General features: G+C 72.3%; 19 protein-coding genes. 5 read left to right on the top strand and 14 right to left on the bottom strand.

What is annotated here, in order from left to right; genetic code table 11:
* The first annotated feature begins 481 nt into the window (after nucleotides 1–481).
* Entirely contained in the window at nucleotides 482–904 is a 423-nt protein-coding gene (locus AB0K18_RS45355) for a DUF5709 domain-containing protein (protein ID WP_364927808.1), read from the top strand.
* A gap of 218 nt (nucleotides 905–1,122) precedes the next feature.
* Here the strand turns inward: AB0K18_RS45355 and AB0K18_RS45360 are convergent, their stop codons facing one another.
* The 11 genes from AB0K18_RS45360 to AB0K18_RS45410 form a co-directional block, all read right to left on the bottom strand.
* Nucleotides 1,123–1,290 (bottom strand): hypothetical protein, encoded by a 168-nt coding sequence (locus AB0K18_RS45360; RefSeq protein ID WP_364927810.1) that lies wholly within the window; start codon nucleotides 1,288–1,290, stop codon nucleotides 1,123–1,125.
* A gap of 93 nt (nucleotides 1,291–1,383) precedes the next feature.
* Nucleotides 1,384–3,888, bottom strand: coding sequence for a S8 family serine peptidase (locus AB0K18_RS45365; protein WP_364927813.1), 2,505 nt, complete (start codon nucleotides 3,886–3,888; stop codon nucleotides 1,384–1,386).
* Nucleotide 3,889: 1 nt separating this feature from the next.
* Complete coding sequence (locus AB0K18_RS45370) at nucleotides 3,890–5,074, bottom strand: hypothetical protein (protein ID WP_364927816.1); 1,185 nt, start codon at nucleotides 5,072–5,074, stop codon at nucleotides 3,890–3,892.
* Between the two features lie 55 nt (nucleotides 5,075–5,129).
* On the bottom strand, nucleotides 5,130–6,332 hold the full coding sequence (locus tag AB0K18_RS45375) for a hypothetical protein (protein WP_364927819.1): 1,203 nt from the start codon (nucleotides 6,330–6,332) through the stop codon (nucleotides 5,130–5,132).
* A gap of 14 nt (nucleotides 6,333–6,346) precedes the next feature.
* Nucleotides 6,347–8,737: a hypothetical protein gene (locus AB0K18_RS45380; protein WP_364927822.1), complete on the bottom strand. Its 2,391-nt coding sequence runs from the start codon at nucleotides 8,735–8,737 to the stop codon at nucleotides 6,347–6,349.
* A 52-nt stretch (nucleotides 8,738–8,789) separates the two neighbouring features.
* Complete coding sequence (locus AB0K18_RS45385) at nucleotides 8,790–8,933, bottom strand: hypothetical protein (RefSeq protein WP_364927825.1); 144 nt, start codon at nucleotides 8,931–8,933, stop codon at nucleotides 8,790–8,792.
* Between the two features lie 70 nt (nucleotides 8,934–9,003).
* Nucleotides 9,004–11,931 (bottom strand): LuxR C-terminal-related transcriptional regulator, encoded by a 2,928-nt coding sequence (locus AB0K18_RS45390; RefSeq protein ID WP_364927828.1) that lies wholly within the window; start codon nucleotides 11,929–11,931, stop codon nucleotides 9,004–9,006.
* A 327-nt stretch (nucleotides 11,932–12,258) separates the two neighbouring features.
* Nucleotides 12,259–12,450, bottom strand: coding sequence for a hypothetical protein (locus AB0K18_RS45395; protein WP_364927831.1), 192 nt, complete (start codon nucleotides 12,448–12,450; stop codon nucleotides 12,259–12,261).
* A gap of 23 nt (nucleotides 12,451–12,473) precedes the next feature.
* Entirely contained in the window at nucleotides 12,474–15,206 is a 2,733-nt protein-coding gene (locus tag AB0K18_RS45400; protein ID WP_364927898.1) for an AAA family ATPase, read from the bottom strand.
* Nucleotides 15,207–15,474: 268 nt separating this feature from the next.
* Nucleotides 15,475–16,272: an alpha/beta fold hydrolase gene (locus tag AB0K18_RS45405; protein ID WP_364927834.1), complete on the bottom strand. Its 798-nt coding sequence runs from the start codon at nucleotides 16,270–16,272 to the stop codon at nucleotides 15,475–15,477.
* A 47-nt stretch (nucleotides 16,273–16,319) separates the two neighbouring features.
* A complete protein-coding gene (locus AB0K18_RS45410) occupies nucleotides 16,320–17,492 on the bottom strand; it encodes an MFS transporter (RefSeq protein ID WP_364927837.1) in 1,173 nt (390 codons plus the stop codon).
* A 192-nt stretch (nucleotides 17,493–17,684) separates the two neighbouring features.
* Between AB0K18_RS45410 and AB0K18_RS45415 the strand changes: the two genes are divergently transcribed.
* Nucleotides 17,685–18,251: a TetR/AcrR family transcriptional regulator C-terminal ligand-binding domain-containing protein gene (locus AB0K18_RS45415; protein ID WP_364927839.1), complete on the top strand. Its 567-nt coding sequence runs from the start codon at nucleotides 17,685–17,687 to the stop codon at nucleotides 18,249–18,251.
* Here AB0K18_RS45415 and AB0K18_RS45420 read toward each other — a convergent pair.
* Nucleotides 18,187–18,510, bottom strand: a complete 324-nt coding sequence (locus AB0K18_RS45420; RefSeq protein ID WP_364927842.1) for an aldehyde dehydrogenase family protein — start codon at nucleotides 18,508–18,510, stop codon at nucleotides 18,187–18,189. The two genes, AB0K18_RS45415 and AB0K18_RS45420, sit on opposite strands and share 65 nt — an antisense overlap.
* A 49-nt stretch (nucleotides 18,511–18,559) precedes the next feature.
* Between AB0K18_RS45420 and AB0K18_RS45425 the strand changes: the two genes are divergently transcribed.
* The 3 genes from AB0K18_RS45425 to AB0K18_RS45435 all read left to right on the top strand — a co-directional run bounded on the left by AB0K18_RS45425 (nucleotide 18,560) and on the right by AB0K18_RS45435 (nucleotide 23,946).
* Nucleotides 18,560–21,295, top strand: a complete 2,736-nt coding sequence (locus tag AB0K18_RS45425; RefSeq protein ID WP_364927845.1) for an AAA family ATPase — start codon at nucleotides 18,560–18,562, stop codon at nucleotides 21,293–21,295.
* 194 nt (nucleotides 21,296–21,489) lie between these two features.
* The gene (locus AB0K18_RS45430) at nucleotides 21,490–22,509 is read left to right on the top strand and encodes an alcohol dehydrogenase catalytic domain-containing protein (RefSeq protein ID WP_364927848.1); all 1,020 of its coding nucleotides are present in this window, start codon (nucleotides 21,490–21,492) and stop codon (nucleotides 22,507–22,509) included.
* Between the two features lie 258 nt (nucleotides 22,510–22,767).
* On the top strand, nucleotides 22,768–23,946 hold the full coding sequence (locus AB0K18_RS45435; protein WP_364927851.1) for a chlorophyllase: 1,179 nt from the start codon (nucleotides 22,768–22,770) through the stop codon (nucleotides 23,944–23,946).
* 66 nt (nucleotides 23,947–24,012) lie between these two features.
* On the opposite strand, the gene AB0K18_RS45440 is transcribed toward AB0K18_RS45435, so the two are convergent.
* Nucleotides 24,013–24,321 (bottom strand): hypothetical protein, encoded by a 309-nt coding sequence (locus AB0K18_RS45440; protein WP_364927853.1) that lies wholly within the window; start codon nucleotides 24,319–24,321, stop codon nucleotides 24,013–24,015.
* Between the two features lie 144 nt (nucleotides 24,322–24,465).
* The gene (locus AB0K18_RS45445; RefSeq protein ID WP_364927856.1) at nucleotides 24,466–25,086 is read right to left on the bottom strand and encodes a helix-turn-helix transcriptional regulator; all 621 of its coding nucleotides are present in this window, start codon (nucleotides 25,084–25,086) and stop codon (nucleotides 24,466–24,468) included.
* Nucleotides 25,087–25,183: the final 97 nt, after the last annotated feature.

Consider the following 25,183-nt stretch of genomic DNA (forward strand, 5'->3'; position numbering starts at 1 on the left):
CATTACGCCGTCATGTACCCAGTTGACGTCTGAGCGGTCGATGTCGGCCCTCTTCTCCCCTCGCTCGCCATCGGTCGTGGCCCCGAGCAACCCTCGCACAGAAAAACGGGACTTTACAGTCCAAATGTATGGCGTCTATGTGTAGGTTGTCAGCAGATGGACGTCACACGTGGATGGCATAGTCCGGATGACAGGCGCGCATGGGGGGCGCTATGCGGGCTTGATCTGGTTTGACGGACATGCGAGATCTGGGGTTCGCCCCCGGGCCGCCCCGCGACCGAGTCCTTGACCAGCGATCCGATCGGGTCTCAGATACTGGTCTATATCGTCCACTTTCGCCCTAAAAGCGCTACGATGCCAGGACGATCTCGACCCTCCTGCGGAAAGCGCACGTACCCGACAGCGCCACGCTTCTCGAAAACACTCGCTGGAACAGCTTGCCCGGTCCAGCCGACCGGGCAACCCACTCAGAGGAGAAACAATGGACGACTACGTCCCCGGACTGCTGCCGCCAGAGGAGAGTCTCGATGACGACGAACTCGGCGAGGACTTCGACAGCCCTGGCTATCTGCCGGTGGATCGCCCCATCGGAAGCCTGGCCTGGGGGCTGACCGCCGACGAAGCTCGCACCCACGAACCTTTCAGCCAGAGACTCGCCCATGAGGTTCCCGACATCGAAGCTGAGGAGACCGGTGACGGGATCGGTGACGCATCCGACACTGACGGCGAACTCATCGACGACCAAGTCGGTTATCTGAGGGCAGGGCGGCTCGTCTGGGCCGCCCAAGATGCCGACGACCCGTCATCGGATCTGCGGGCCGAGGACGTCGGCATCGACCGAGCGGGCGCCTCCGCGGAGGAGGCTGCGATTCATATCGTCTCCGACGACCCGTTCGACGTGTAGGAGGGTTCCAAGGACCACACCGCCGACGATCTCAACGGCTTTACCACGGGCGTCAAAAGTCTCGGAGATCGACCGGCTCACACCCATCGACACCATCCTGGCCGGGCAGCCGCCTCGCCCGACTTCACCACCGACAACCGCATCGTCCGGCTCGCCCGGACGCGATTACGGCTGGCCGAAGTCGAAGGCGAGGCCGAGGGCGACACCGACGGCGGCCGCTACACCAACCCCCTGGTCACCTGGCCCATCAGCGAGGCGTCCCCGTCCGGGATGGCGATCGCCGGCACCACCGCGTACGTCGCCGCCCTGCGCGCGTGGTGCCGACTGTAGGCCCTGCCCCTCGACGGCGACACGCTGAGGGACTGCACGGTCTTCGGCTCTGTCACAGAAGATCGTACGGTCCCTCGGCGAGGGCGGCGGGGTGCCGAGCCGGCGCGAGGGCAGCGGCGTGCGGGGGGCAGCGGCGTGCGAAGGCAGGGTCAGGTTGTCGCGGGGCGGCAGGTGCGGTCGCCGACGAACACGTCGTCGACGGCCCACCAGCCGGACAGCTGGCCCCGGTAGTGGAGGCGGAGCCGTACGTCGGCCTGTCCGGCCGCGTCCGGCAGCGGGATGACGTGGACGGCCGGTCCGGGAGCGCCGGGGAAGCCCTTGGCCGACCACACGGTCTTCCAGGTACGGCCCCCGTCAACGCTGAGGTCGACGCCGGTCGTGGAGTTGACGGCCGGCTTCAGGTCGTGGGCGAACTCCAGGGTCGCCGAGGTCCGGCCGGTCAGGTCGTAGGAGGGGCTGGTCAGGTAGGTGTCCTGGAGGTGCCCCTTGCCGGAGTGCAGGGAGTCGACGATGGCGAACCCGCCCGCGCCGCCGGTGTGGTTGCCGCGGCCGCCGGCGTCGGTGAAGACCCAGCCGGGCTGGTGGGCGTAGTTGGGGATGCGGGGGTCGAGGTTGGTGACCGTCCAGCCCTTGGGCGCCGTGGCGGCGTCGAACGGCTCGGTGCTGCCGTCGCGGATCACCTCGTAGCCGCGGGCGACGCAGGACAGGGAGACGGTCAGGCCGAGGTCGAGCCGCCGGCCCGTCTCACCCATGGTGACCTGCTGGACGGACGGGTCGTAGCCGGGCTCCGTCGCGCGGGTGGTGAGGGTGTAGGTCATCGAAGGGAGCAGGGACAGGGTGTAGGCGCCGGTGTCGGGGTCGGACTCGGCGTTCCATGTGTGGCCCTTGCCGTCGTCGGCGGTGATCTGGGCGGCGAGCCCGCGGCCGAGGCCGGAGGCGTCGGAGACGGTGCCGGTCAGGTCGATCCGCTCGGTCTGCGGCAGGGCGACGTCCAGGGTGAGGGAGCCGTCCTTGGTCAGGGTGGCGGTTCTGGTCGTGGTCCGGTAGCCGAACGCCTCGGCCTTGAGCTGGTACTCCCCCGCGACGAGGGTGTAGCGGTAGGTGCCTTCGGCGTCGAGGGTGGAGCTGCGGGTGAGCGGGCCGGTGAGGGTGACGGTGGCGCCCTCGACCGGCCGGCCGGTGGTGGCGTCCGTGACGGTGCCGGACAGCGTGGCGGTGCCGCGCGTCCCGGCCTCGACCAGGGCCAGGGCGTCGAGGCGGCCTTCGCCGTGGACGGCGTTGTCGGCCGCGGTGCCGCCGCAGGTGGTGTCGTCGGTGTCGATGGCCGACAGGTCGAGCAGCAGGCGGGTGGCCGCGGTGTCGCGTACGTACTCGGGGCGGGCCGACCACAGCAGCGCGACCGCTCCCGCGACGTGCGGCGCCGCCATCGAGGTGCCGTTGTAGAAGGCGTAGGAGCCGCCGGGCACCGAGGAGCGGACGTTCACGCCCGGTGCGGAGATGTTCGGCTTGATCTCGCCGTCCTGGCCGGGACCGCGGCTGGAGAAGCTCGCGATCTTGTTGTCGACGTCGTACGCGCCGACCGAGTAGTTGATGATGCGCCCGCCGGGCGATCCTGAGGTCTGGCAGCCGGGGCCGTCGTTGCCATTGGACCAGATGCCCATGATGCCGGAGGCCGCCCAGGCGAGCTGGATGTCCTCCATGAACGGCTGGGTGGTCAGGCTCGCGCCCCACGAGTTGTTGACGATGTGCGGGCGCTTGGACGCGTCGGGGTCGGCGCCGGTGGAGTCGGTGGGCGCGAGCATCCACTGCGAGGACGCGACGAGGGCCTCCTCCGAGCATTGGCTGGTGGTGCAGCCCTTGGCGGCGATCCAGCGCACGCCGGGGGCGACGCCGATCTGGTTGCCCTGGCCGTCGTCGCCGGCCATGGTGCCCATGGTGTGGGTGCCGTGGGAGTTGTTGTCGCACGGCGCGTCGCTCGGGCACTCCCTGAGCGGGTCGTACCAGTTGTAGTCGTGGGTGAAGGTGCCGTCCGCGTTGCTGCCCCGGTAGCTCTTGACCAGGGCGGGGTGGTCGTACTGGACGCCGGAGTCGATGTTGGCGATGACGATGTCCTCGCCGCGGCGGCCGGTCCGCTCCCACACGTCGTCGGCGTTGATGTTGGACACGCCCCAGGCGAGGCTCGTCGCCGCGGCTGCCCCGGCGGGCGTGCTGCGGGTCGGCTCGGGGATGGTGTACGTGACGGGCGCGCGGATCTCCTCGACCCCGGGTAACTTCGCGATCTTCTTGGCCAGCGCCTGCGAGGCGTTCTTGACGTAGACGGCGTTGGTGACCCAGTACGCCGTGGACTTCACTCCTTCCGCCTTGAGCAGTTTGCGCAGCGGCTCCTGGTCGCGGTCGGCTCTGGCGTGCAGCCGCTCGACCACGTCCCGGCCGCGGGCGGTGCGGCCGGCGATCTTCTTGGCGGGGGCGAGGTCGGCCTTGCCCGACATGCGCACCCAGAAGTCCGTGGTGGGGCGCGCGTCGAAGCCGGCCAGCACCTCCGGCGCGATCACCGGGTCGTCCGCGGCGGCCTGTGCGGGGACGGCGCCCGACAGGGCGGTGGCCAGCAGGGTCAGGGCGCACGCCAGGGCGGGTGACTTTCGGGGAACTCTCATGTCACTTTCTCCCGCAGCTCAGGTGGGCGATCAGGCGGCGCGGCAGCAGCTCCGGGTAGCCGATGTCGGAGGGCTCGGTCCGGGTGGAGGTGCCGGTCACCCAGACGTCGTCGGGGCCGCTGCCGTCCACGTCGTGGAAGATGAAGCCGAACGCCTCCGGCTGCTCGCCCTGGGGCTTGGCCTCCTGCCAGGAGGCGCCGTCCCAGTGCTGCACGTGGAAGACGCCCATGCTGCTGTCGTTGGTCAGGGCCCACAGCTGGCCTGGGGCGGGGGCGTACAGCTTGAAGATGTCGCCGCCGTAGGGGCCCGGCTCGGGCGCGGGGACGGTGGTCCAGCTCTGGCCGTCCCAGTGGAGCAGGAGCGGCCTCGGGCTGCTCTGGCTGCCGGAGATGCCGGCGACCCAGACGTCGTCGGGGCCGGAGGCGTCGAGCGCGTACAGCATCCCTTGCACGCCGGGGTCGGGCAGCGCGACGTCGGCCCAGGCCGCCCCGTCGTGGCGCAGGACCATCGGCTGGTACGAGCCTGTCTGCTCGTTCTTCTGGAAGCCGGCGGCCCAGACGCCGCCGCCCGGCACCGCCTTCACCGACGTCAGGGCGGCGGCGGCGCGGCGGGCCGCGGGGTGGTCGGCGCTCGTCCATTCGGTGCCGTCCCAGCGCTGGATGAGCGCGCCGCCGGCCGGCCCGTCGACGCGGCCCACCGCCCACGCCTGGGAGGAGTTCACCGTGGCGACGTCCGCCAGCCAGGACGGTCCGGCCTCCGGGCTCTGCGCCGCGCCCGCCGGGGTGAGCGTCCAGCGGTCGCGGTCGAGGCGGGCCAGCACGCCCGTCCCGTCCGGCTGGTAGGCGCCGTGCAGGTTGACCAGCGACCAGCCGCCGCCGGCGGTGAACGAGCCGGCGCCCACCTGGAAGAGGCTCCCGGTACGCGGGGGCACGGGGATCTGGGGGCCGTTCTCGACCAGCTTGCGGCCGTTCCAGCGCAGCGACCTGGCGCCCTCGCCGAGTTGCTCGGAGAAGCGCACGTCGTCACGTGAGATCACATCGACGTCGACGACACCCTCGCCGGCGGGCGAGTCGAGCATCGTCCAGGTCGGTACGCAGTCCGTCCCGGCTGCGGCGGGAGCCTGCGTGGCGGAGGTGGCGGCGGTGCTCAGCAGGGCGGTCAGGCCGGCCGCGACGGTGGCTCTCATAGTGGCACTGCGCAGCCGCCTGCGGGGAGATCGTGGTGTTCGCATCAGGGTCCTCCTAGAAGGCGCCGGTGCCGTTGGGGGTGCCCATGCCGCTGGGCCCGTCGTAGCCGCGCGCCGCGGTGCAGATCTTGCCGCCGCCGCAGGCGCCGTTGCTTCCGGCGGTGATGTCGTTGAGGTACTGGGCGGAGGCGTAGAGCCGCCGGCCCGCCGGGGTGGGTGAGTCGGTGCCGGCCAGGCCGTACACGCCGGCGATGAACGCCGCCGCGACGGGGGTGCCGGCGGCGGTGCCCCAGCCGCCCAGACTGGTGCTGTAGACCTGGACCGGGGTGTCGGCGGAGCCCACCGCCGCGACGTCGGCCACGGTGCGCCGGCTTCCGCACGCTCCGGCGGGCTGCCAGGCCGGCCGCGTCCCGTACATCGAGCAGCCTGAGGCGGTGTCGCGCCAGACGGACTCGTTCCAGCCGCGCGTGGTGGCGGAGTCCCGGTAGAGCTGGGTACCGCCGACGGCGATCACCGACGGGTAGGCGGCGGGCAGGATCTGGCGGCCGCCGTTGTTGAAGCCCTGGCCGGAGGGGGCGACGACGGTGGTCGGCGCGTGGTCGAAGTGGGCGGCCAGGGCGTTCTGGCCGTCGTACTCGGCCACGCCCCACATGGGCACGACCGCGGTGGCGCCCTGCTCGGCGGCCTGGTCGACGGCCGCCGCCATGCTGGCCGGCGACGGGTCGTCGGCCTGCACCAGCAGGAGCTTGCAGTTCGGGCAGGCCGCCGCGGCGAGCTGCAGCCCGACGCCGCTGTGCACCGCCCAGGCGGGGCTCGGGGCGGGCGGTGTGTCGCCGCCCCGCTGGTTGATCTTCTTGAAGCAGGGGAAGTCGGCGTCGCACGGGGGCATGCCGTTCGCCTTGCGGTACTCGGCCAGCTCGTCCCCGGCCGCGGGGTTGTCGTACGGGGTGACGACGGCCACGCTCTGGCCGCCGCCCAGCCAGTCCGCGGGCAGCCGGTAGGCCTCCTGGAGGTCTGCGGCGGTCAGCGGGCCGCGGCCGGCGGTGACGCGCGGCAGCGGCTGGTCGCCGCCTCCCGTGCCGGCGCGCAGGAGGCACGTCGCCGGCCCGGTGTCCTTGGCGTCGCGGGGGCAGGCCGCGCTCGTGGCGGGCGGCGCGGCGGTGGCTGCGGCGGAGGTGGTGAGGAGGGTCAAGGGGGCGATCGTGGTGAGCAGCATCGCCGCCACGCCCCCGAGCGTCGTCCATCGATGGGTGCGCATGTCAGGTCTCCCGGTCAGCCGGCGAGCCGGTAGGCACGGATGTTGGTCTGGGTGACGGTGCTGCCGTCACCGGCCCGCGCCTTGACCCGCAGTGACACCCAGCGGACCGGCTCGGAGTACTCCGGATGCTTGATCGGCGCGGTGAACGTGCCGTCGCGCCTGGCGGTGGCGGTCTTCGGAGCCGACCATGTCTGGCCGTCGTCGTACGACACCTCGACCGTGGCCCGCACTCCGGTGGGCCTGGCCTGGTGCTCCTGGCGCGAGACCCGGAACGCGACGTCGAACCGGCGCCCGGCCCTGGCCCGGGAGTCGAGGTCGAGCGACAGGTCCCAGTGCACGAACAGCAGCGGCAGGAAGGAGCACCGGCTCGTGGCGTCGGCGCACTGCACGGTACGGGGCAGCCTGGCGGCGGCGTCACGCGGGCCGCTGCGGAAGGTCCACTCGGTACGGCTCGGCGACTGGGGATTGCCCTGGGCGGCGAAGTCCCACACCAGGCGGTAGTCGGCCGGGCGCGGCGCCAGCGGCAGCGACAACGGCATCGGCCGGTAGGGCCGGTAACCGCCGGCGCCGAGGTCGAAGGCGAGCTTGCCGTCCCGGTAGAACGTGGTCCGCGACGCGGCGTACGCCTCCGACGTCGAGTGCAGCGGCGCCGAGTCGGCGAAGCCGTTCAGGTAGACCGAGCCCAGCGAGCCCTGCCGGCATGCCAGGCACACCTGCAGCAGCGGTTCGTCCACCTTGCTGCTCGGGCCGCCGATCCCGAGAAGGGTCTCCTGCGCGTAGGTGGCCGCCGCCGACGGCGTCCGGGGGCCGAGGTTCCACACCTCTTCGATCGTCTGGCCGGGGCGCAGCTTGCGGCGCTCGCCGAGGATGACCTCGTTGGTGTCGGCGGACATGACGTGCTGCCAGTACGTCTCGTTCGGCCTGGTGCTGTAGACGTAGTCGACGCGGTCACCGGCGGCCGGCAGGTAGCCGTGGCTCGCGTCGGACCACCCCCACGGCAGGAACACGGTGGATCCCCGGGTCACGGGTCCTGGCGAGGCGGCGTCGGAGGCCGTGTTGTAGAGCGTGGAGCGCACCGTGGCCAGCTCCGACTTCCTGACGACCGGCGTCAGTTCGCGCGGGACGGTGTCGCCGTAGGCGAACACCAGCTTGTACGTCGCGCCCATCTCGGGCCCCGAGTCGGCGTTCTCGGCCAGCAGCGTGAAGCCGGTGAACTTGAAGTCGCCCTTCTTGACCCGCCTGGTCGGGGTGACGTAGAGGTCGGGATTGCCGGTGACCGGGTCGGAGTAGGTCTGCCAGATGAAACCCGCGAGCAGTCCCGAGGGGCCGATGCCCGTCTCGTCTCCCGCGGCGCTGGTGCGGACGAATGACAGGGATTCGGAACGGATCAGCGGCGCCGGCGGCGGCGAGGCCAGCTCCGGCCGGTAGCGGACCGCCTTCCTGGCGTCCAGCACCACGCTGGTGTCGGCGCCGACCCACACCTCGGGCTCGATCACCAGGGCCGTCTCCGACGTGAGGTCGGTGGCCGGGGCGGTGAGCACGCTGGCCATGATGCTGTAGGTGCCTTCCGGCACCATGAACGACTTCTTGCCCTCGCCGGGGTAGGCGAAGGCGAAGGTGGCCAGGGCTCCGTCGCTGACGTTCTGGACGGCTCCGATCATCGTGCCGGGGGTGCCGTCCCTGGCGATGGAGTCTACGGTCAGCATGTGGTAGCTCAGCTCCCCGCCGCCCTTCTTGGCGGTGGGCTGGTCGGCGGCCAGCGGCGAGGGCGGCGGCTCGGGAGCGCCCTCGGGGACGGCCAGCTCGATCCGCTCGATCCCGGGCAGGGTGCCGACGGCGTCGCCCTTCGCGGCGCGCCAGGTCTCGGCCAGCAGCCTGCCGAGCGCCGGGGCCTCCTTCTTGGTCACCGTCGCGGTGGCCGCGCTGCCGGCGGCGGCGGTGACGCTGGTGCCGGGCAGGGCTTCGGCCTGGGCGCGACCGGCCCGTACGGTGACCGGGAGGGTGGCGCTGCGCTCGTCGTCCAGCTTGGCCCGTACCAGGTAGCCGACGTTGAACAGGCGCAGGTCGATGGTCTTGCCGAGGTAGGGCACCGCTTCCGACGGCACGACGTAGGTGTCGCCGCCGAGGGTGAACTGGGAGAACGTGCCTCCGGCCGGGCCGCCGCCGGGGAGCCTGCTGACCTGCTGCCCTCCTCGCTCGTCGATGTCGACCTGGAAGCGGTCACCGGTCAGCAGGGTCACCGTCGAGGTGCTCGCCTCAGGCGCTGTGGCGGCGGGTCCGGTGGTGTGAGGGGTGGGGTCCCGTGGCGGGGCCGCCGCGGCGGGTGCGGCTCCCGCCGCCAGCGCCAGCGCCAGGCCGGCCGTGACCAGGAGGCGTGCGGAGCCTAACCGGTAGTGGATTGTCATGTCTGTCCCGCTTTCTGACCGCGCCTGTACGGCAGGCGCACGACGTGCTGGTTCACAGCGGCTCGTGTGCGCCGTCGGGCGCCGGCTCGCTCAGGAGGCCCTCATCGGAAACCGCGGCCGAGTCGGCGTCAGGCTCGATATCGGGTTCGGCGTCGGGCTCGGCGTCCGGCTGGATGTCCGGTTGATCATTAGGCATGAAGATCATGATCAGGCGGACCGGCCGACGTCGCGAGTCGGTAAATCACCCAATTAATGGGAAAAGCGATCTATGTCGGTGTCTCGTCCAGCAGTCCGTCGGCGGCGGCCGTGGTGACCAGGGCGGTGCGCGTGGTGACCGACAGCTTGCGCATGGCCGCGCTGAGGTGGCGCTCCACCGTACGCGGCGACAGGTTCAGGCTCTCCGCGATGCGCTTGTTGGTCCATCCGAGCGCCACCAGCCGGACGATCTCCACCTCACGCGGAGACAGGCGGTCGCCATACCCCTTGCGCCCGCCGCGCCACGGCCTGGCCACCTCGACCCCTTGCTCGCGCAGCAGGTGGGCGACCCGGTCGGCGTCCCAGCGCGCGCCCAGCGCGGCCATCTCCCGCTGGCACTCCTCCAGCACCGTCAGCGCCCGCTCGCGCTCGCCCGCGTCGAGCAGGCGGCGGCCCTGGCGCTCGGCGGCGAGCAGCGCATCGTAGGGGCGGGGCAGCGCCGCCCACATCGCCGCGGCCCGCCCGAACAGGCCCGCCGCCTCCCCCGGGTCGGCGGCGACCATGGCCTGGCAGGTCACGACCGCCGCGGCGGCGGCCGGAGCGTCACGTCCCGCCATCCCGGCGGCGAAGGCCGCCGCCAGGCCGGCCCGCTCCTGGGTCCGCCCGACGGCCGGCAGCGCGTCCAGGTGGACCGGCAGCAGCTCCGTGGCCCACAGCCACACGTCCTTGCGGGCGATCATCTGCAGCATCGGCCCGGTGATCTCCAGCGCGGCCTCCGGCTCGCCGCGCGCGAGCAGGATCCTGGCCAGGGCCACGTCGGGGAAGATGAACGGGTCCGCGTGCCCGCGCGCCAGGCTGGCGGCCAGGACCTCACGCAGCCGCTGCTCGGCCCGCTGCGGGGCGCCGCGCGCCAGGTCGAGGCAGCCGAGGATCATCCGGGCCTCCAGGCGGGTCGCCTCATCGGCCGTCTCCGAGCCGGCCAGCTCGGCCGCCACGTCGTCCAGGCCGTCCCAGTGCCCGGCGTGCCAGGCCAGGTGCGCCCGCGCCAGCCTGAGCGCGTCCTCGATCCGGCGGTAGCCCGCCCGTTCCACCAGCGCCGCGGAGGAGTCCAGGTAGGCGCGGGCGTCGTCGTGCCGGCCCCACAACGTACAGAACTGACCGGCCATCAGCCGCCCACGGGCGATCTCCTGGCGCTCCAGGCGGCTGTCCCCGTCGGCGGGCAGGGCGCGCGCCACGCGCCAGCCGTCCTCCTCGCCGAGGCAGAGCAGCGCCGCGGCCTGGTTCGACAGGAACGCGGCCCGCTCGACCGGCAGGCTGACCAGCGGGAAGAGCCGCTCCGCCCGGCCGGCCCACTCCAGGTGGCGGGCGCGCGGCCAGGCGCGGATCATCGGGTTGGCCAGCAGGAGCATGGCCTGGACGGCGAGGTCGGGCCGGTCCTTCAGATCCGGCATGGCGGCCTCCAGGCCGGCCATCGCGGCCTCGAACTCGCCGAGGTGAAAGCGGAGCCGCCCCAGCCTCAGCCCCAGCTCTCCCCTGGCCTCGGCCGGCAGCCCGGGATGCGCGAGCGTCTCCTCCAGCGCGGCGCGCACCCGCTCCCCCAGCCCCAGCAGCGGCTCGGCGGTGACGGAGACGGCCGCGCCGAGCCGCCTCGCCAGGCGGACCAGGCGCTCCACCGGGTGGTCCGCGGCGGTCAGCAGGTCCAGCATCATGGCGACCGTCGTGTGGCCGTCGCCCGCCTCCATGGCGAGCTCGGCCGCCGCCTCGGCGTAGCGGCACCACTCCTCGACGTCGCCGGACTCGCGGAAGTGGCGGCACAGCCGTACGACGGGAGGGTGCTCGCCCTCGCGCAGGGCCAGGGCCGCGCGGTGGTGCAGCCGGCGGCGCGACGGGATCGGGGTCGCCTCGGCGACCGCGCGCGAGGCCAGAACGTGGTTGAAGCAGAACGCACCCCGGCCGGACTCGCGCAGCAGGCCGGAGGCGAGCGCGACGGCCAGGCCGTCCTGGACGGCGGCCTCGTCGAGGTCCGCGACCGCCGCGATGAGCGCCTCGCCGGCGGGTACCTCCAGCACGGCGGCGGCCTCCAGCACGGCGCGGGTGGCCGGGTCGAGCCGGGTCACGCGCTCCAGGACGGAGTCGCGCACCGTGGGCGGCACGCGCAGCTCCTCGGTGATGCGGCGGCGCCAGCCGGTCTCTGACCGGAAGATGTCGCGCCGGGCGCGCAGCAGGCGTACGGTCTCCTCCAGCGCGAGCGGGATGCCGCCGGTGTGCTCGTGCAGGAAGGCCGCGAAGCGGTCGGACACGTCGGCGGCCGCGAACATCGACTTCACCAGGGCGCCGGTCTGCGGCACGTCCAGCGGCTCCAGCGCGATGCGGTCCCAGGACATGTTCCTGGGCGGGCGTGAGGTCAGGCGCAGCAGCGGCGAGCCCTCGCCGACGTCGAGCGGCCGGTAGGTGACCACGATCGAGCGCGCGGGGCCACGCGAGGTGGTGAGGGTGAGCAGCCAGTCGAGCGTGGCCGTGTCCGCCCAGTGCGCGTCCTCGACCACCAGCACGTCCACGCCGAGCGCGTCGATCAGCTCGCCGAGCGCGCGGAAGAGCCGGTGGCGGGTCTCCTGCGGGTCGGGCAGCGCCTCCAGCGCCGGCGGCAGCCACGCCGCCCACTCGGGGAACAGCGTGCGCAGCGCACCGGCGAGCGGGCTCAGCGCCAGCTCGCCCAGGCGGTCGTCGAAGACGCGCAGCCCGTCCACCACCGCGCCGAGCGGGAACGGCTCCCGCAGCGGCGGGCAGGCGGCCATCAGCACGGTACGGCCGCGTAAGGCGGGATCGGCCAGGCACTCGTCCAGCAGGCGGGACTTGCCGATGCCGGCCTCGCCCTCGACGAGCACGAGGGCGTCCTGCGACACCGCGGCGACCATCGCGGCCATGGCGTCGTCGCGGCCGATGAGCGCCGGCGGGAGCGCGTCCGAGGGCGACCTGCGCCGAACGTGAATTTCGTTCATCCCTTTAAGGTGTATATATCACGTCCGAACCCACAAGGGCGCCGCGAACAGCCCATCAACGACGTCGCGCGGCGCGACGCGCGCTCCGTGGAGGACGACGCTCTTCACGCTCTCCATGAGATCTACGAAGTGGTCACCGGCCGGCGACCGCTCATGCGGCCGTGCACCCCGGATGGCGAGGCTTTGCGCTCTTGAGCTCGACCGTTGAGGGGGTTGAGAATCTCGCGTACGCGGTCGACGGCGCCTATGTCACCTTTTTCAGCGTGACTTGGCCGAACCGGCGTGGCGGCTCCCATCCGCACGCGCTCGAACCGGGAAGGAGATCCATCACCGGCTCGCGATCTCGCGGATCGTGGCCCCGAGGACGCGTGCCTGCCCGTCGGTGAGCCGGTCGGTCAGCCATGTCATGGCCTCGCCGTCGGCGGTGAACCACGGGAATCGCTGCCGGTGCTCGGCACGCCAGGCCCGCTCCAGCGCGGGGGCCGACCATAACACCGGGGTCAGGTCCTTTCCAGTCACGCACCCCGAGGAAGCCCGTTCGGCTACGAGAGGCGTACGGACCTCAGCTCGCGACGGGAGGCGATACCCAGCTTGCCGAAGATGTTGCGCAGGTGGGCGTCGATGGTGCGCGGGCTCAGGAAAAGTTGCGCCGCGGCCTCCCTGGAGGTCGCCCCGGCGGCCACGAGCCGCGCGATGCGCAGTTCTTGGGGTGTCAGAGCATCGGCCGGCTGCGTCACCCGCTTGCGTGGCTGCTCGCCGACGGCCCGCAGCTCGCGGGCGGCGCGGCCGGCGAAAGCCTCCATGCCCATGTCGGACAACATCTCATAAGCGGTGCGAAGCTGGTCCCGGGCGTCCTGACGCCGGCCCTCACGGCGCAGCCACTCACCGTAGAGCAGGTGGGCGCGGCCGAGAAAGGTCGTGTACCGGCATCTGGACAGATGGCCGATCGCCTCGCGGTACAGGTCCTCGGCGGCGGGCCCGGTGGTGGTCAGCGCGCGTGAGCGTGCCTCCACCCCGAGCGCCAGCGGGGTGCCGCTGGCACGGGCACGGGAGCTGAGCCGTTCCAGCGCGGCGGCGGCGCGCGACGGCTCGCCGGCGCGGACGGCGGCTTCGACCAGCTCGGGCAGGGCGGCGCTGCTGTGCGTCAGCTCGTCGGCGTCGCACGTCACCGAGGCGGCCCGCAGTGCGGCGCGGTAGTCGCTCAACCCGTTGTACAGAACGGACATGGAGGAGTTGGCGAGAGTGACCACCGTGCCCTCGCCTCGCTGGGTCGCCTCCTGGACCATGTCGTGGAACAGCTCCACGGCTTCGGCCCGCCGGCCGACGTACGCGCGCAGGACGATGTCGTGCGGCAGCGGCGGGGCTCCGGTCGACTGCGAGAGCGCGGCCACGTCGGCGACCAGGCCGGCGGCCTGGGCCAGGTCGCCGATCTGCACCAGGACGGTCGAGTGGAAGTTGAGCGCTGTGGCGAGCGTGGACAGCGCCCCGGCATCGCGGGCGAGCCGGATGAAGCGGGTGGTCAGCCCGTAGAGGGTCTCGTCGTCCCACAGCATGTACGCGGCTCGGCAGGCCGCCCACAGCCCCCGCCGGCTGGCGTCGTCGGCGCCCAGGTGGTCGCGGTACGCCTGCAGTGCCCGCCGCAGGCCCGGCACGCTCGCCTCGTACCCACGGGTGAACCTGGTCACCAGCCCGTCGAGCAGGAGATCGGCCGGAGTCGGCGGCCCGGCCGGCGCAGGAGCGTCGCGCGCCGCCTCGGCGACCTCCACCACGCCGCGGCCGTGCCCGAGCGGGCCTGCATGGATGGCCGCCTCGAGGGCCTGGAGGTAGGTGTCCCTGGACTGGGCGGGGTCGAGCGGGGCGAGCGTCTTGGCGGAGTCGAGCAGCATCCCCGGCACGTCGCTGCTTCGCGTCCGGGCGAACTCGATCTGGGCGCGCAGCCGCTCGGCACGGGCCCGATGCAGACCGTCCAGCGGACCGGCCACCGCGATGGTCAGCAGCTCGAAGGCGGCGTCCGACGCGCCCGCCTCGTGCTGGGCCTGCGCGGCGGACAAAGCCCGGTAGGCCCGATCGGCGGGGTCAGGAGTGAGGACGGCCGCCCGTTCCAGGAACGCCGCCGCGGCGCCCAGACCACCCCGGGCTCTGGCCCGCCCGGCCGAGCGCTCCAGCTCCAGCGCGATCGTCTCGTCGGTGCCCAGGACTGCCCGCGCCCGATGCCAGGCCCGGCGGTCGGGATCGGCCCGCTCGTCTGTGGCCTCGGCCAGCGCGCCGTGTGCGCGGCGGCGCTCGGCCGGCTCGGCGGCCCGGTAGACGGCCGAACGCACCAGCGGATGAGAGAAGCGCACCGTGGCGCCGACTTCGAGCAGCCCCGCCGCTTCGGCCGGCGCGATCGCCTCGGCATCGATGCCGAGGCGCTCGGCCGCCCGCCACAGCAGCGCCGCGTCGCCGACCGGATCGGCGGCCGCGATCAGCATCATCGCCTGTACGGGCGAGGGAAGGCCGGCTGCCCTGCGCTGGAAGCTCTCCTCGATCCGGCCGGGCACGCTCCGCGCGTCCGGCATGGCGAACCCGCCCGCCAGCCCCGCCGGCGCGGCGTGCCGGGACAGCTCCAGCAGGGCCAGCGGGTTGCCCCGCGCTTCGGCGAGGATCCGCTCGCGCACCCTGTCATCAAGCGGGGCGTGGACCGCCGAGCCCAGCAGGGCCCGCGCGTCGGCGTCTGTGAGCCCATCCAGGCGTAACTCGGTCAGGCCGGCGAAGACCTTGGCAGCCTCGAAGGCGGGCACCTGGTCGCGCAGCCCGAACACCAGCGCCAGACGCTCGGCCTGCACCCGGCGTGCCACGAAGGCGAAAACCTGCGCGGAGACCAGGTCCAGCCAGTGCGCGTCGTCCACCAGGCACAGCAGCGGCTCGTCCTCCGCGGCCTCGGCCAGCAAGCCGAGCGTGGCAACCGCGACCAGGAACGGGTCCGGCGCCCCGCCGGGACGCTGCCCGAACGCCACGGTCAGGGCGGCCTGCTGGGGTTCGGGCAGGCGGGCGAGGCGATCCATCAGCGGCGCGCAGAGCTGGTGCAGCCCGGCGAAAGCGAAACCGATCTCGGACTCCACGCCAGCCGTGCTCACCACCCGGAAGCCCGACGCGGTGGCGCGGGCGTGTCTCAGCAGCTCGGTCTTGCCAATGCCTGCCTCGCCGCGCACGACGAGCGCGCCGCTGTCCCCGCCGCGCGCCCGCGTAAGCAGCCGCTGAACGGCCACGTACTCGGCCTGCCGACCTCGAATCATCACCGGCTCTCCCCCGAGGGCATCGACTGGCCGCGAGCTTGCCCGCCGGTCCTGTGATCGAGGACAAAGCTACACGGACCACGTCGCTTCGGGTCGGGCAGTTCGCGGGTGGGACCGCGCCTTCCTGGGCAACGTATCTGCGTCCAAGTCGGCGCCGAGTTCCAGGAAGCGTCATGATCCGAACCAGTCACGATCACCCTTTTCAGGGCTAACCGGCGGCCTCGGGGCGCCACCGGAACGAGGCCCGCCGGCCTGCCCGCGGGCGTGCTCAAGGAGCGAGGCCGGCCAGGAGCTTCGCCGTGTCCTCCGGCGACTCCACGGGGAAATGGTGGCTGCCCAGATCGACGAGCACGATGTCGAGCCGGTCGCCGTAGCGGTCGATCGCCTCCTGCGTGATGAGGTCGCGGATCGCGAACACGGTGATCGGCTGCCTCGTCTCACGCAGCGCCGCGTCCATGTCCCAGCGCACCAGGCCTTCGATGGAACGCAGTCCGGCGGGCTGACGCACGGCTGCCATCTTCTCGAAGTAGGCCTCCTTGAGAGCCGGGTCGGTCCCGGCCGGCGAGCCTCCCTTTACCAGGCCCCGTACCCCCGCGGCGAAGTCCTCCCTGAACACGCGCAGTATCGCCTCGGCCTGCTCCTCGCTCATCGCCGGGAACAGGGACAGATAGTGCAAGGCGTCGAGGGCGACCACGTGCGAGACCCTGTCGGGCAGCAGCCGACCCACCTCGACGGCGACCGCCCCGCCGAGGGAATGCCCGGCCACGACCACCTTGTCCACCGACTCGGCCTCCAGCACCGCGCCGACGTCACGGGCGAACTCCTCGATCGTCCAGACCTCCCTCGCCGACCGCGACTCGCCGTGCTCGGCGAGGTCAATCGCCAGCACCCGGTGGCCGTCGGGCAGATGGCCGGTCACCGCGTCGAAGTCGCGGCGGTCGCACGCCCAGCCGTGGATGAGAGCCAGAGTCGGTCCTTGCTCCGGGCCGCTGGCCGTGTAGCGGATCGTCGTGCCACCGGGCCGCCGGACCTCCCGGTTGCGCCTAATCCTGCGGGTAGTTGTCATGATTCGTCCCCACTTCCGGAAATTGTCGGGATGCCTTCGCTGGGGCCTCAGTCGCAGGGAGTCGTGGCCATACGGCACTGGACCCGTAGCTGGTTCAGGCGCAGAACGAAGGCGGAGAAGGTGATCAGTGCGATCGCCAGCGCGTAGATCACGGTGGCCGACCTCAATCCCAGGGCGGTGACGGCGATGCCGCCGAGCACGGCGGGCACGCTGTTGCCCAAGTAGTTGATGATGTTCGCCAGGGCGAAGACCGCGCCGCGCTCGTGTGGCCTGGCGATCCTGGCGAAAGTGCCGAACGTGGCCAGCACCGACGCGCCGAAACCGATGCCCGCGACGACAGTGCCGGCCGCGGCGAGCCAGGCGAGATTGCCCGCCACCCCGGCGAGCGAGATCAAAGTGCCGACCCCGAGCATCGCAGCGGCGGGGGCCAGCAGCGAGGACGCCGGGCGGGAGCGGAGCAGGGCCACCGCGAACGCTCCGGTGCCCGCCAGCAACGTCACGACGACACCACCGATGAGATGGCTGCGCAGCCCCAGCAGTTCCACAGCGACCGACGGGCCGAGGGAGAGGTACATGCCGGCCAGCGCCCAGGTGGCGATCATCGCCGGCACCAGCGGGACGATGTCCGCGCGCAGGTGTGCGGGCATCGCCGCCCGCGGGCGAAGGGAGGCGAGCGCTCCCGGCCGGCGCAGCGACGTCTCCGGCAGGAGCGCCACGACAACCGCCGCCAGCACCATGCCTGCGAGCAGCAGTGCGTAGACCAGCCGGGTCGGTGCCGGACTGAACTCCACCAGCACACCACTGCCGACAGCGCCCAGAGCCAGCCCGGTCAAAGGCGCCACCGACGTGACCACGCCCGCCCGGACGCGAGCCTGCCGCGGTTCGAGATCGACCAGGGTGGCGCTCAGCGCGGTCGTCGCCGCCCCGGTCGCGACGCCCTGCAGCACCCGGGCTGCCGACAGCACCAACACGTCCCCCGCGACCAGGAACAACACCAGCGCGACCGCCTCCAGCCCGATCGCGGCGGCGAGCACCGGCCGACGGCCGAGATGATCCGACAGCGCTCCCACGACGAGCAACGAGGCGAGCAGGCCGAACACATAGAGAGCGAAGACCACGGTCAGCACCCATGCCGTGAACCGCCACTGCTGCTGGTAGATCACATAGATCGGCGACGGCGCGCTGGAAGCGGCCAGGAAGAGCACCAGGATGGCGGTCACGGACGAGAAGGCACCTCGCCACGGCCGGCGGTGCGGACCAACGACGGGCGGTGCGGTGCCGGAGGACACGGCACCGGAGCTGTCAACAGACATGACTACCTCGCAGTGATCGTTGCGTTAGTGGCTGTGAACGTACCACAAAAGCAGTGATGACTGCGAATTAAAAGCAGCGATCGATGCAATAATGGCGGCATGCCAGCTCAGAGCTCCCCGCCGCGCACGGACGGTCGGCCCGGAGGCCGCTCGGCCCGGGTCCGGGCGGCCGTCCACCAGGCGGTCAAGGACCTACTCACCGACGAGGCCGGCGATGCGGTGACGATCCCCGTCATCGCCGCGCGCGCGGGCGTGCACGCAACAACCGTCTATCGCCGCTGGGGCTCCGTCGCCGAGTTGCTCGCCGACGTCGCGACCAGCCGCTTCTCCGGCGATCTCGTGGTCCCCGACACCGGAAGCCTCCGCGAGGACCTGGAACGCTACGCCTACGACCTCGCCAAGGACCTCAGCGACCCGGACACTCTCGCGCTGGTACGCGCCATCGTCGGCACGGGCGGGGAAGGCGCCAGCGTATGCCGCATGGAGCGCCAGCGACAGCTCGAAGCCATCATCGAACGGGAACAGGCGCGGGGCAACCAGGTTCCGACCGTCGAACGCGCCATAGAGGCCCTGCTCGCCCCCCTCTACTATCGGGCCGTCTTCACCGACCAGGCCCTCTCCCCCGAATGGGCGCGTACCCTCGTGTCACACCTGCTGCCGGAATAACCCCCATGTCGGCGATCTGGGGGAGGTTCCGGCCGCGGCGATCGGAGCCGGCGCCGGACCAGCACGGGTCGGTGAACGCCCGCCGCGCTGCCTGGACGGCCGCGTCGACGTCCTCGGCGGTGCCGCGCTGGATGCTCGCGAGTTCCGCCTCGGTGGTCGGGCCGACGTTCGTCGGTGTCTCCCCGGAAGATCCGGGCACGTGCCGGCCGCCGATCCATATGAGGCGGTCACCCGGGCGGACGAACGCGGGAACGGCCACAGGTCGCCGCTACGTATGACGGCGTGTCATGACGCATTACGCTGCCTGGGTGAGAGGTCGGCGGACTGAGCGCGAGGCAGTTGAGCGGCTGGTCGCGGAGGCGCGGAACGCCCGCGGCGGCGTCCTGGTCGTGCGCGGCGAGGCCGGCATCGGCAAGACGGCTTTACTGGCCCACGCCCGCGAGGCCGCGTCCGGATTCAGGACGCTGCACGCGACGGGAGTCGAGGCGGAGATCGAGTTCGCGTTCGCGGGGCTGCACCAGCTGTGCGCCCCGCTCCTCGACCGCCTCGATACACTGCCCGAGCCGCAGCAGATCGCCCTCGGGGTGGCGCTGGGACGCCGCACCGGCGGCCGGCCCGACCCGTTCCTCGTAGGGCTGGCCACGCTCAGCCTCCTGGCCGAGGCTTCGGGGCAGCGACCGCTGCTGTGCCTGGTGGACGACGCCCAGTGGCTCGACACGACCTCCCTGCAGACGCTGGCGTTCGTGGCGCGGCGACTGCACGCCGAGCCGCTCGCGTTCATGTTCGGACTGCGCGACCCCGCACCCGGCGGTGACGCCGGGAGGCTGCTCGCCGGCCTACCCGAGCTACGCCTCGAAGGCCTGGCCGACGGCGACGCCCGGGCCCTGCTGACCGCGGTGATCCACGAGCCGCTCGACGACGACGTACGCGACGGCGTCCTCGCCGAGGCTCGGGGGAATCCGCTGGCGCTGCTGGAGCTGAGCCGGTACGCCGGGCCCACGGAGCTCGCCGGCGGGTTCGGCCTGCCGGCCGCCCTGAGCGTCCCGAACGGGATCCAGGAAAGCTTCCGGCGTCGTACCGCCGCCCTGCCGACGGCGACCCGGCTGTTCCTGGTGGTGGCGGCGGCCGAATCGGCCGGCGACGCCGCACTGGTGCTGCGTGCCGCCGGCCACCTCGGGCTTGGACCGCAGGACGCCGAGCCGGCACAGGCCGCGGGGCTGCTGGCGATCGACTCCCGGGTGCGGTTCACGCACCCGCTGGCGCGTTCGGCGGCCTACCGGGCCGCCGCGCCGGCCGACCGCCGCCGGGCGCACGGCGCGATCGCCGCCGTAACCGACGCGCGGGCTGACCCCGACCGCCGCGCCTGGCATCGGTCGCGGTCGGTGCTCGGCACCGACGACGCGATCGCGGCGGAGCTGCAGCTCTCCGCCGACCGGGCACGGGCGCGGGGCGGGCACGCGGCGGCGGCCGCGTTCCTGGAACGGTCGGCGCAGCTGACCTCCGAGCCCGGCGGCCGAGCTCGGCGCACGCTGGACGCCGCCCGCGCCAAGCACTGGGCGGGCGCGTCCGACGCTGCCCTGAACCTGCTCTCCACCGCCACGAGCGGGCCACTCGACCCGCTCCGCCACGCCCGGGCGGCGCTCCTGCGGGCACAGATCGCCTTTCACACGACCCGCGGCAACGACGTGCCCGGGATGCTGCTGGACGCGGCCAAGCTGCTCGGCCCGCTCGACGCCGCGCAATCCCGGGAAAGCTACTTGTACGCGCTCGAGGCTGCGATGCTCGCCGGTCCCCTCGCGGAGGGCCACGGAGTCGTCGAAGTGGCCGAGGCCGCCAGGACCGCACCCCCGCCGCCCACGCCGCCGAGACCTCTGGACCTGCTGCTCGACGGCCTGGTGACCTATTTTCTGCAAGGTTACGCCGACAGCGTGCCCCGGCTGCGCCGGGCGGTGGAGTCCTTCGCGGCCCCGGCGCGATCCGCCGAAGATGGCGAGCTGCGGTGGGAGTGGCTGGCCAGCCACGCGGCGATGGCGCTGTGGGACGACACCGCGATCCATGCCCTCACCGACCGCTACATGCGGCTCGCCCGGGAAACCGGCGCCTTGACGACGCTTCCGTTCGCGCTCAACCTCTCCGCGGTGGTGTTGACCCACACGGGCGGGCTTGCCCGCGTGGCCGGCCTGGTCGATGAGAGCGACGCGATCGCCCAGGCGACCGGCGCCGCGCCCATCCCCCACGGGAGGCTGCTGCTCGCTGCCTGGAGCGGGCACCAGGACGCGGCCGCCAGGCTGCGCCGCATGAGCTTGGAGGACGCCACCCGGCGCGGCGAGGGCACCGCGCTCACGATCGCCGACTACGCGCTGGCCGTGCTGAGCAACGGGCTGGGCCGTTACGAAGCCGCCCTCGCCGCCGCGGAACGCGTCCGGGAGTCCGACGAGATGGTGCACGCCGGCGCGGCCTTGCCAGAAGTGGTGGAAGCCGCGGTCCGCGCCGGTCGGCCCGCGGGTGCGGCCGCGGCGCTGGAGCGGCTCGACGCTCAGGCACGCGCCACCGGTGCCCCTTGGGCGCTCGGGCTGGCGGCGCGATCACGAGCGCTGATCAGCACCGGCCCAGCGGCGGAGGAGCTGTACCGTGAGGCGATCGAGCGGCTTGCCAGCGGCCGGACGGTGTCCCACCTCGCCCGCGCCCATCTCGTTTACGGCGAATGGCTGCGCCGCGAGCGCCGCCGCCAAGACGCGCGCGAGCAGCTCAGCACCGCCCATACGCTGCTCTGCGACATCGGCGCGGACGGCTTCGCGTCCCGTGCCGCCGGTGAGCTGCGTGCGATGGGCGAGCCTGTCCGCAAGCGGTCCGCCCGGCCCTTCGACGCGCTCACCGCCCAGGAGTTGCGCATCGCCAAGCTGGTGGCCTCGGGCGCGACCTCCAAGGAGGTCGCCGCACAGCTCTTCCTCAGCTCGCGCACCGTCGACGCTCACCTGCGCAACATCTTCCGCAAACTCGACATCACCTCGCGCCGCCAGCTCAGGGACATGCGCCTGGCGTAGGCGCCGGTCACGACGGTGCGCCCGTAGTTCTGGGAAATGTAGGCGACGTTCCTAGGTGATGTTCGCCGATGCGCCTGCGGTGCGGGGGCGGCGAGCATGAACGCGTGTCCCGGGAAGGGGCCCACAGCCGTAGAAGCCCAGTGGGTGAGTGGCCATCCGGCCCGCCGCTGCGCGCAAGAGAAGGGATTTCGCCAATGACGAAGCAGATGAAGGCCGTCATCGTCCCCGATGCGAAGGCCGCTTGGGAGGTGCGGGAGCGGGCCGTGCCGGAGCCGGGGCCGGGTGAGGTGCTGGTGCGCGTCCATGCGTGCGGGATCTGCGGCACCGACCTGTGGATGGCCCACGGGGTCCTGTCGTTCCGGGAGTTCCCGCTGCTGATGGGGCACGAGGGCGTCGGCGAGGTGGTGGCGCTGGGCGCGGGCGTGACCGAGCGCAAGGTCGGCGACCGTGTGGGGCTGCCGATGATGCAGAAGCGCTGCGGCGCCTGCGACTTCTGCCGCGAGGAGCACCCCAACAGCTTCGTCACCGCCGGCAACTGCGCGAGCCCGACGCTGACCGGCGTCAACGTCGACGGTGCCCTGGCCGAGTACGCGGTCGCCGACATCGGCGGGACGGTCCTGCTTCCGGACGGGATCACCTACGAGGACGCCGCGCCCACGATGTGCGCCGGCTACACGACCTGGGCCGGCATCCGCCGCGCCGACGCCAGGCCGGGAGCCCGCGTCGCCGTCGTCGGCGTCGGCGGCATCGGCCACCTCGCGATCCAGTTCGCGAAGGCCGCCGGCTACCACGTCATTGCGGTGACCGCCAGCCTGAGCAAGCACGCGCTCGCCCGAGAACTCGGCGCCGACGACGTCGTCGCCGACGGTGCCGCGCTCAAGGAGATCGGCGGGGCCGACGTGCTGCTGCACACCAGCAGCTCGCACGCCGCCGCCGTCGATGCGATGGCCGGCCTGCGGCCCTGGGGCAAGCTCGTGCTGATGGGCCTGGCCGAGGACGAGATGATCCTGCCGGCGCTGCCGCTGACCACGCACAGTTACCAGGTGATCGGCTCTGCCCACAACGGCCTGGAGTACCTCGCCGAAGCCCTCGACATCGTGGCCCGTGGCCACGTCAAGCCGATGGTTGAGCTGTTCCCCCTGGAGCGCGTCAACGACGCCTACCAGCGAGCCGCGGCCGGCGAGATGCGTTTCAAAGCCGTCGTCACGTTCTGACCGTGAGCCGGTGGCCAACAACAGCCGTAATGGGAAGTTTGCCTGGGTCCGCGATACAAGCCGACCCACGACGAGCGCAGCTTCGCTCGATCACGACCTCAAAGAAGGAGCAGCTGATGCCTGTCGCTCTCATCACCGGGGCTACACGGATCCGCCTGACCGTGGGGCCCTGTTCTGTGCCGGGCACCTCGCCGTTACCACCGCCTGGGTGGCCAATGCGTTCGGTGGACCCATCCGTAGTTGTGAGGGAGATCGTTCATGTCTGACACGGCGCCATGCGGAGAGGAAAGTTCGAAGCCGAGGAGCGGGGCGTTCACCCGGCGGGCGGCCCTGATCGGCACCGCGGCGATCGCGGCGGGCGCCGCCGTCGCCGAGCCCTCGCAGGCGAGCCCCACGGGCCCGAACGGGCACGGGATGGTCACCCCGACCTCGTACGCCGACGCGGGCAACATCCCCGTCAGCGAGCCGAACCAGGTCCTCACCTTCGGTCCGATCGCGTTCGAGGTGCCGGGCCGCCCGGTGCCGTTGGAAATCAAGGTCAACGTTCCCGCGGTCGGCGGGAACCTGCCGATCATCCTGATGTCGCACGGTCACGGCGCCTCGAACTTCCTGTCGTCACTGCGTGGCTGCGGCCCGCTCGTCGACTTCTGGGCCGCGCACGGTTTCGTGGTCATCCAGCCCACCCACCTCGACTCCACCGTGTTGGGGCTGCGCGAGACCGACCACCCCGAGGCGCCACTGTTCTGGAAGACCCGGGCCCAGGACATGAGCTTCATCCTCGATCACCTCGACGAGATCGAGGCCGCCGTTCCCGGCCTGGGACGGTCGACGTTCATGGCCGACCCCGGTTCTCCTGGGCGTACTCGCCTCGACCGCAGGCGGGTGGCGGTCGCCGGGTTTTCGCTGGGCGGGCACACCGCCGCGATGCTGCTCGGTATGCGGACCACCGACCCGGCCGACGGCAGCCGCGTGCATCTGCCCGACGCCCGGATCAAGGCCGGTGTCATCCTCGCCGCGCCCGGTGTCGCCGACGAGCACACCAACCAGGAGATGCTCGACCGTTACCCGGTCAACAAGTACACCGATTTCAGCACGATGACCGCGCCGGCGCTGGTGGTCGCGGGAGACAGAGACCTCAACCCGATGTTCTCCGACCGGCTCAGCTACCGCTGGGACGCGTACACGCTGGCCCCCGGCCCCAAGACGTTGCTGATGATGCACGGCGCGGAGCACATCCTCGGCGGCATCTCCGGCTATGACGCGGCGGAGACCTCCGACGAGAACCCGGCGCGGGTCGCCGTGCTCCGCGCCATGGTCTGGGCGTATCTGCGTTCGCAGCTCTACCCGGCCGACCCGGCCTGGCAGCACGCGGTCGCGGCGCTCGAGATCGGCTCTGTCGAATCCAAGGAGGCCGCAGGAGCGGGCGGCCGGCAGTAGCGGCGACCGGTGGACGGTCCGGGAACCGGAATCTGTGCCACCGCGTCGTCCGGGACGGCGATGCGGTCAGCGGTCCAGCGGACGAGGACGCCACGCGATCCATACGTTGACCGCCATCGGCCTGGGGATTGACCCCTGATCCTGGGCACTGCGGGACGCCGGCGTCACCCGCACCCGCCCGGAAGGCACCCGCTGCTTCGCGAGCTGCGCCGCGACGACATGGACGCCCGCTCCCCCGGGCTCCTGGACGCGGTCCTCACCACGGCCGGCGACGACGCCGGCGGCGCCCACGTCGGCCTGGTCGAAGAACCCCGGCCCGCACAGCCCGGAATCTGCGGCGAGCCGGGCGTTCTCGGCGGATATTCGATTGTTCACGGTTGTTCGGGCGGCCTTCCTCGTGGCGGGCGGACAGGGAAACCTCAAGGTCACGTCCCCCACACCTCGAAGGAGGAAGAGCATGTACCGAGCCCTCACGGCCGTCACGCTGGCCGCCGGCCTGCTGCTGACCGCGTCGGCGGCTTACGCGCAATACGACCCCGGCCGCAAGCGGGACACCGGCAGCCGGACCGGCACGTCGTCCAGGGTGATCACCGTCGCGGCGACGTCCGGGGAGCCGCAGCCGGTACGGATGGGGTCCATGCCGTCGCGGGGGTCGCCGGGGTCAGGAAGCGCCTCCGTCAGCTCGCGCCACTCCCCCGTCCTTTCGGGCGGGGGAGCCGCGGAGGAGACCGGCTGCTGGCCGGGGATCAGCACCCGGACCAGGACGCCGAGGAGCACGGCGACGACCAGCCCTCCGCCGATCAGGGCGTAGAGCCGCCCTCGGCGCGCGGGCGGCCGGGGCACGGGCTCATCCGCGGGGGCGGTGGGCTCGCTGTCCTTCAGGGAGGCGGCGTTGGCAGCCAGCCAGTCGGATCGCCAGCCGGCCGGATCCTCCCCGCACGCCTGGACGAACGCCTCCGTCACCTCCCACGACGGCGGCTGATCCCCTGACTCCGCCTTGGACAGGGTGCTGGGCGCGTAGCCGGCCTTGTCGGCCAGCCGCCGGATGGTGAAACCCCGCCCGGCCCGCAGCTCGCGTAATCGCAGGGCGAAGCGCTCGGCTTCGGTGGAGCCGTCGAGTGGCTTCTGCCGTCGGCCCATGCCGTCCCTCCCGTGCCGATGCCGCGGGCATCTCCGATCTTCCTCGAACGGCGGTCACAAGCAAACCCACCCTGTACGAAACACCACCAAGGACCCG

Origin of the sequence: Nonomuraea sp. NPDC049421, from assembly GCF_040677005.1 — a bacterium.
Lineage (GTDB): Bacteria > Actinomycetota > Actinomycetes > Streptosporangiales > Streptosporangiaceae > Nonomuraea > Nonomuraea salmonea.

Bases quoted from the DNA above. Each gene is read 5' to 3' on its own strand.
- AB0K18_RS45400 (WP_364927898.1), bottom strand. From the start codon at position 15,206: ATGATTCGAGGTCGGCAGGCCGAGTACGTGGCCGTTCAGCGGCTGCTT.
- AB0K18_RS45355 (WP_364927808.1), top strand. From the start codon at position 482: ATGGACGACTACGTCCCCGGACTGCTGCCGCCAGAGGAGAGTCTCGAT.
- AB0K18_RS45380 (WP_364927822.1), bottom strand. From the start codon at position 8,737: ATGACAATCCACTACCGGTTAGGCTCCGCACGCCTCCTGGTCACGGCC.
- AB0K18_RS45385 (WP_364927825.1), bottom strand. From the start codon at position 8,933: ATGCCTAATGATCAACCGGACATCCAGCCGGACGCCGAGCCCGACGCC.
- AB0K18_RS45435 (WP_364927851.1), top strand. From the start codon at position 22,768: ATGTCTGACACGGCGCCATGCGGAGAGGAAAGTTCGAAGCCGAGGAGC.
- AB0K18_RS45370 (WP_364927816.1), bottom strand. From the start codon at position 5,074: ATGAGAGCCACCGTCGCGGCCGGCCTGACCGCCCTGCTGAGCACCGCC.
- AB0K18_RS45365 (WP_364927813.1), bottom strand. From the start codon at position 3,888: ATGAGAGTTCCCCGAAAGTCACCCGCCCTGGCGTGCGCCCTGACCCTG.
- AB0K18_RS45405 (WP_364927834.1), bottom strand. From the start codon at position 16,272: ATGACAACTACCCGCAGGATTAGGCGCAACCGGGAGGTCCGGCGGCCC.
- AB0K18_RS45430 (WP_364927848.1), top strand. From the start codon at position 21,490: ATGACGAAGCAGATGAAGGCCGTCATCGTCCCCGATGCGAAGGCCGCT.
- AB0K18_RS45390 (WP_364927828.1), bottom strand. From the start codon at position 11,931: ATGAACGAAATTCACGTTCGGCGCAGGTCGCCCTCGGACGCGCTCCCG.
- AB0K18_RS45415 (WP_364927839.1), top strand. From the start codon at position 17,685: ATGCCAGCTCAGAGCTCCCCGCCGCGCACGGACGGTCGGCCCGGAGGC.
- AB0K18_RS45445 (WP_364927856.1), bottom strand. From the start codon at position 25,086: ATGGGCCGACGGCAGAAGCCACTCGACGGCTCCACCGAAGCCGAGCGC.
- AB0K18_RS45375 (WP_364927819.1), bottom strand. From the start codon at position 6,332: ATGCGCACCCATCGATGGACGACGCTCGGGGGCGTGGCGGCGATGCTG.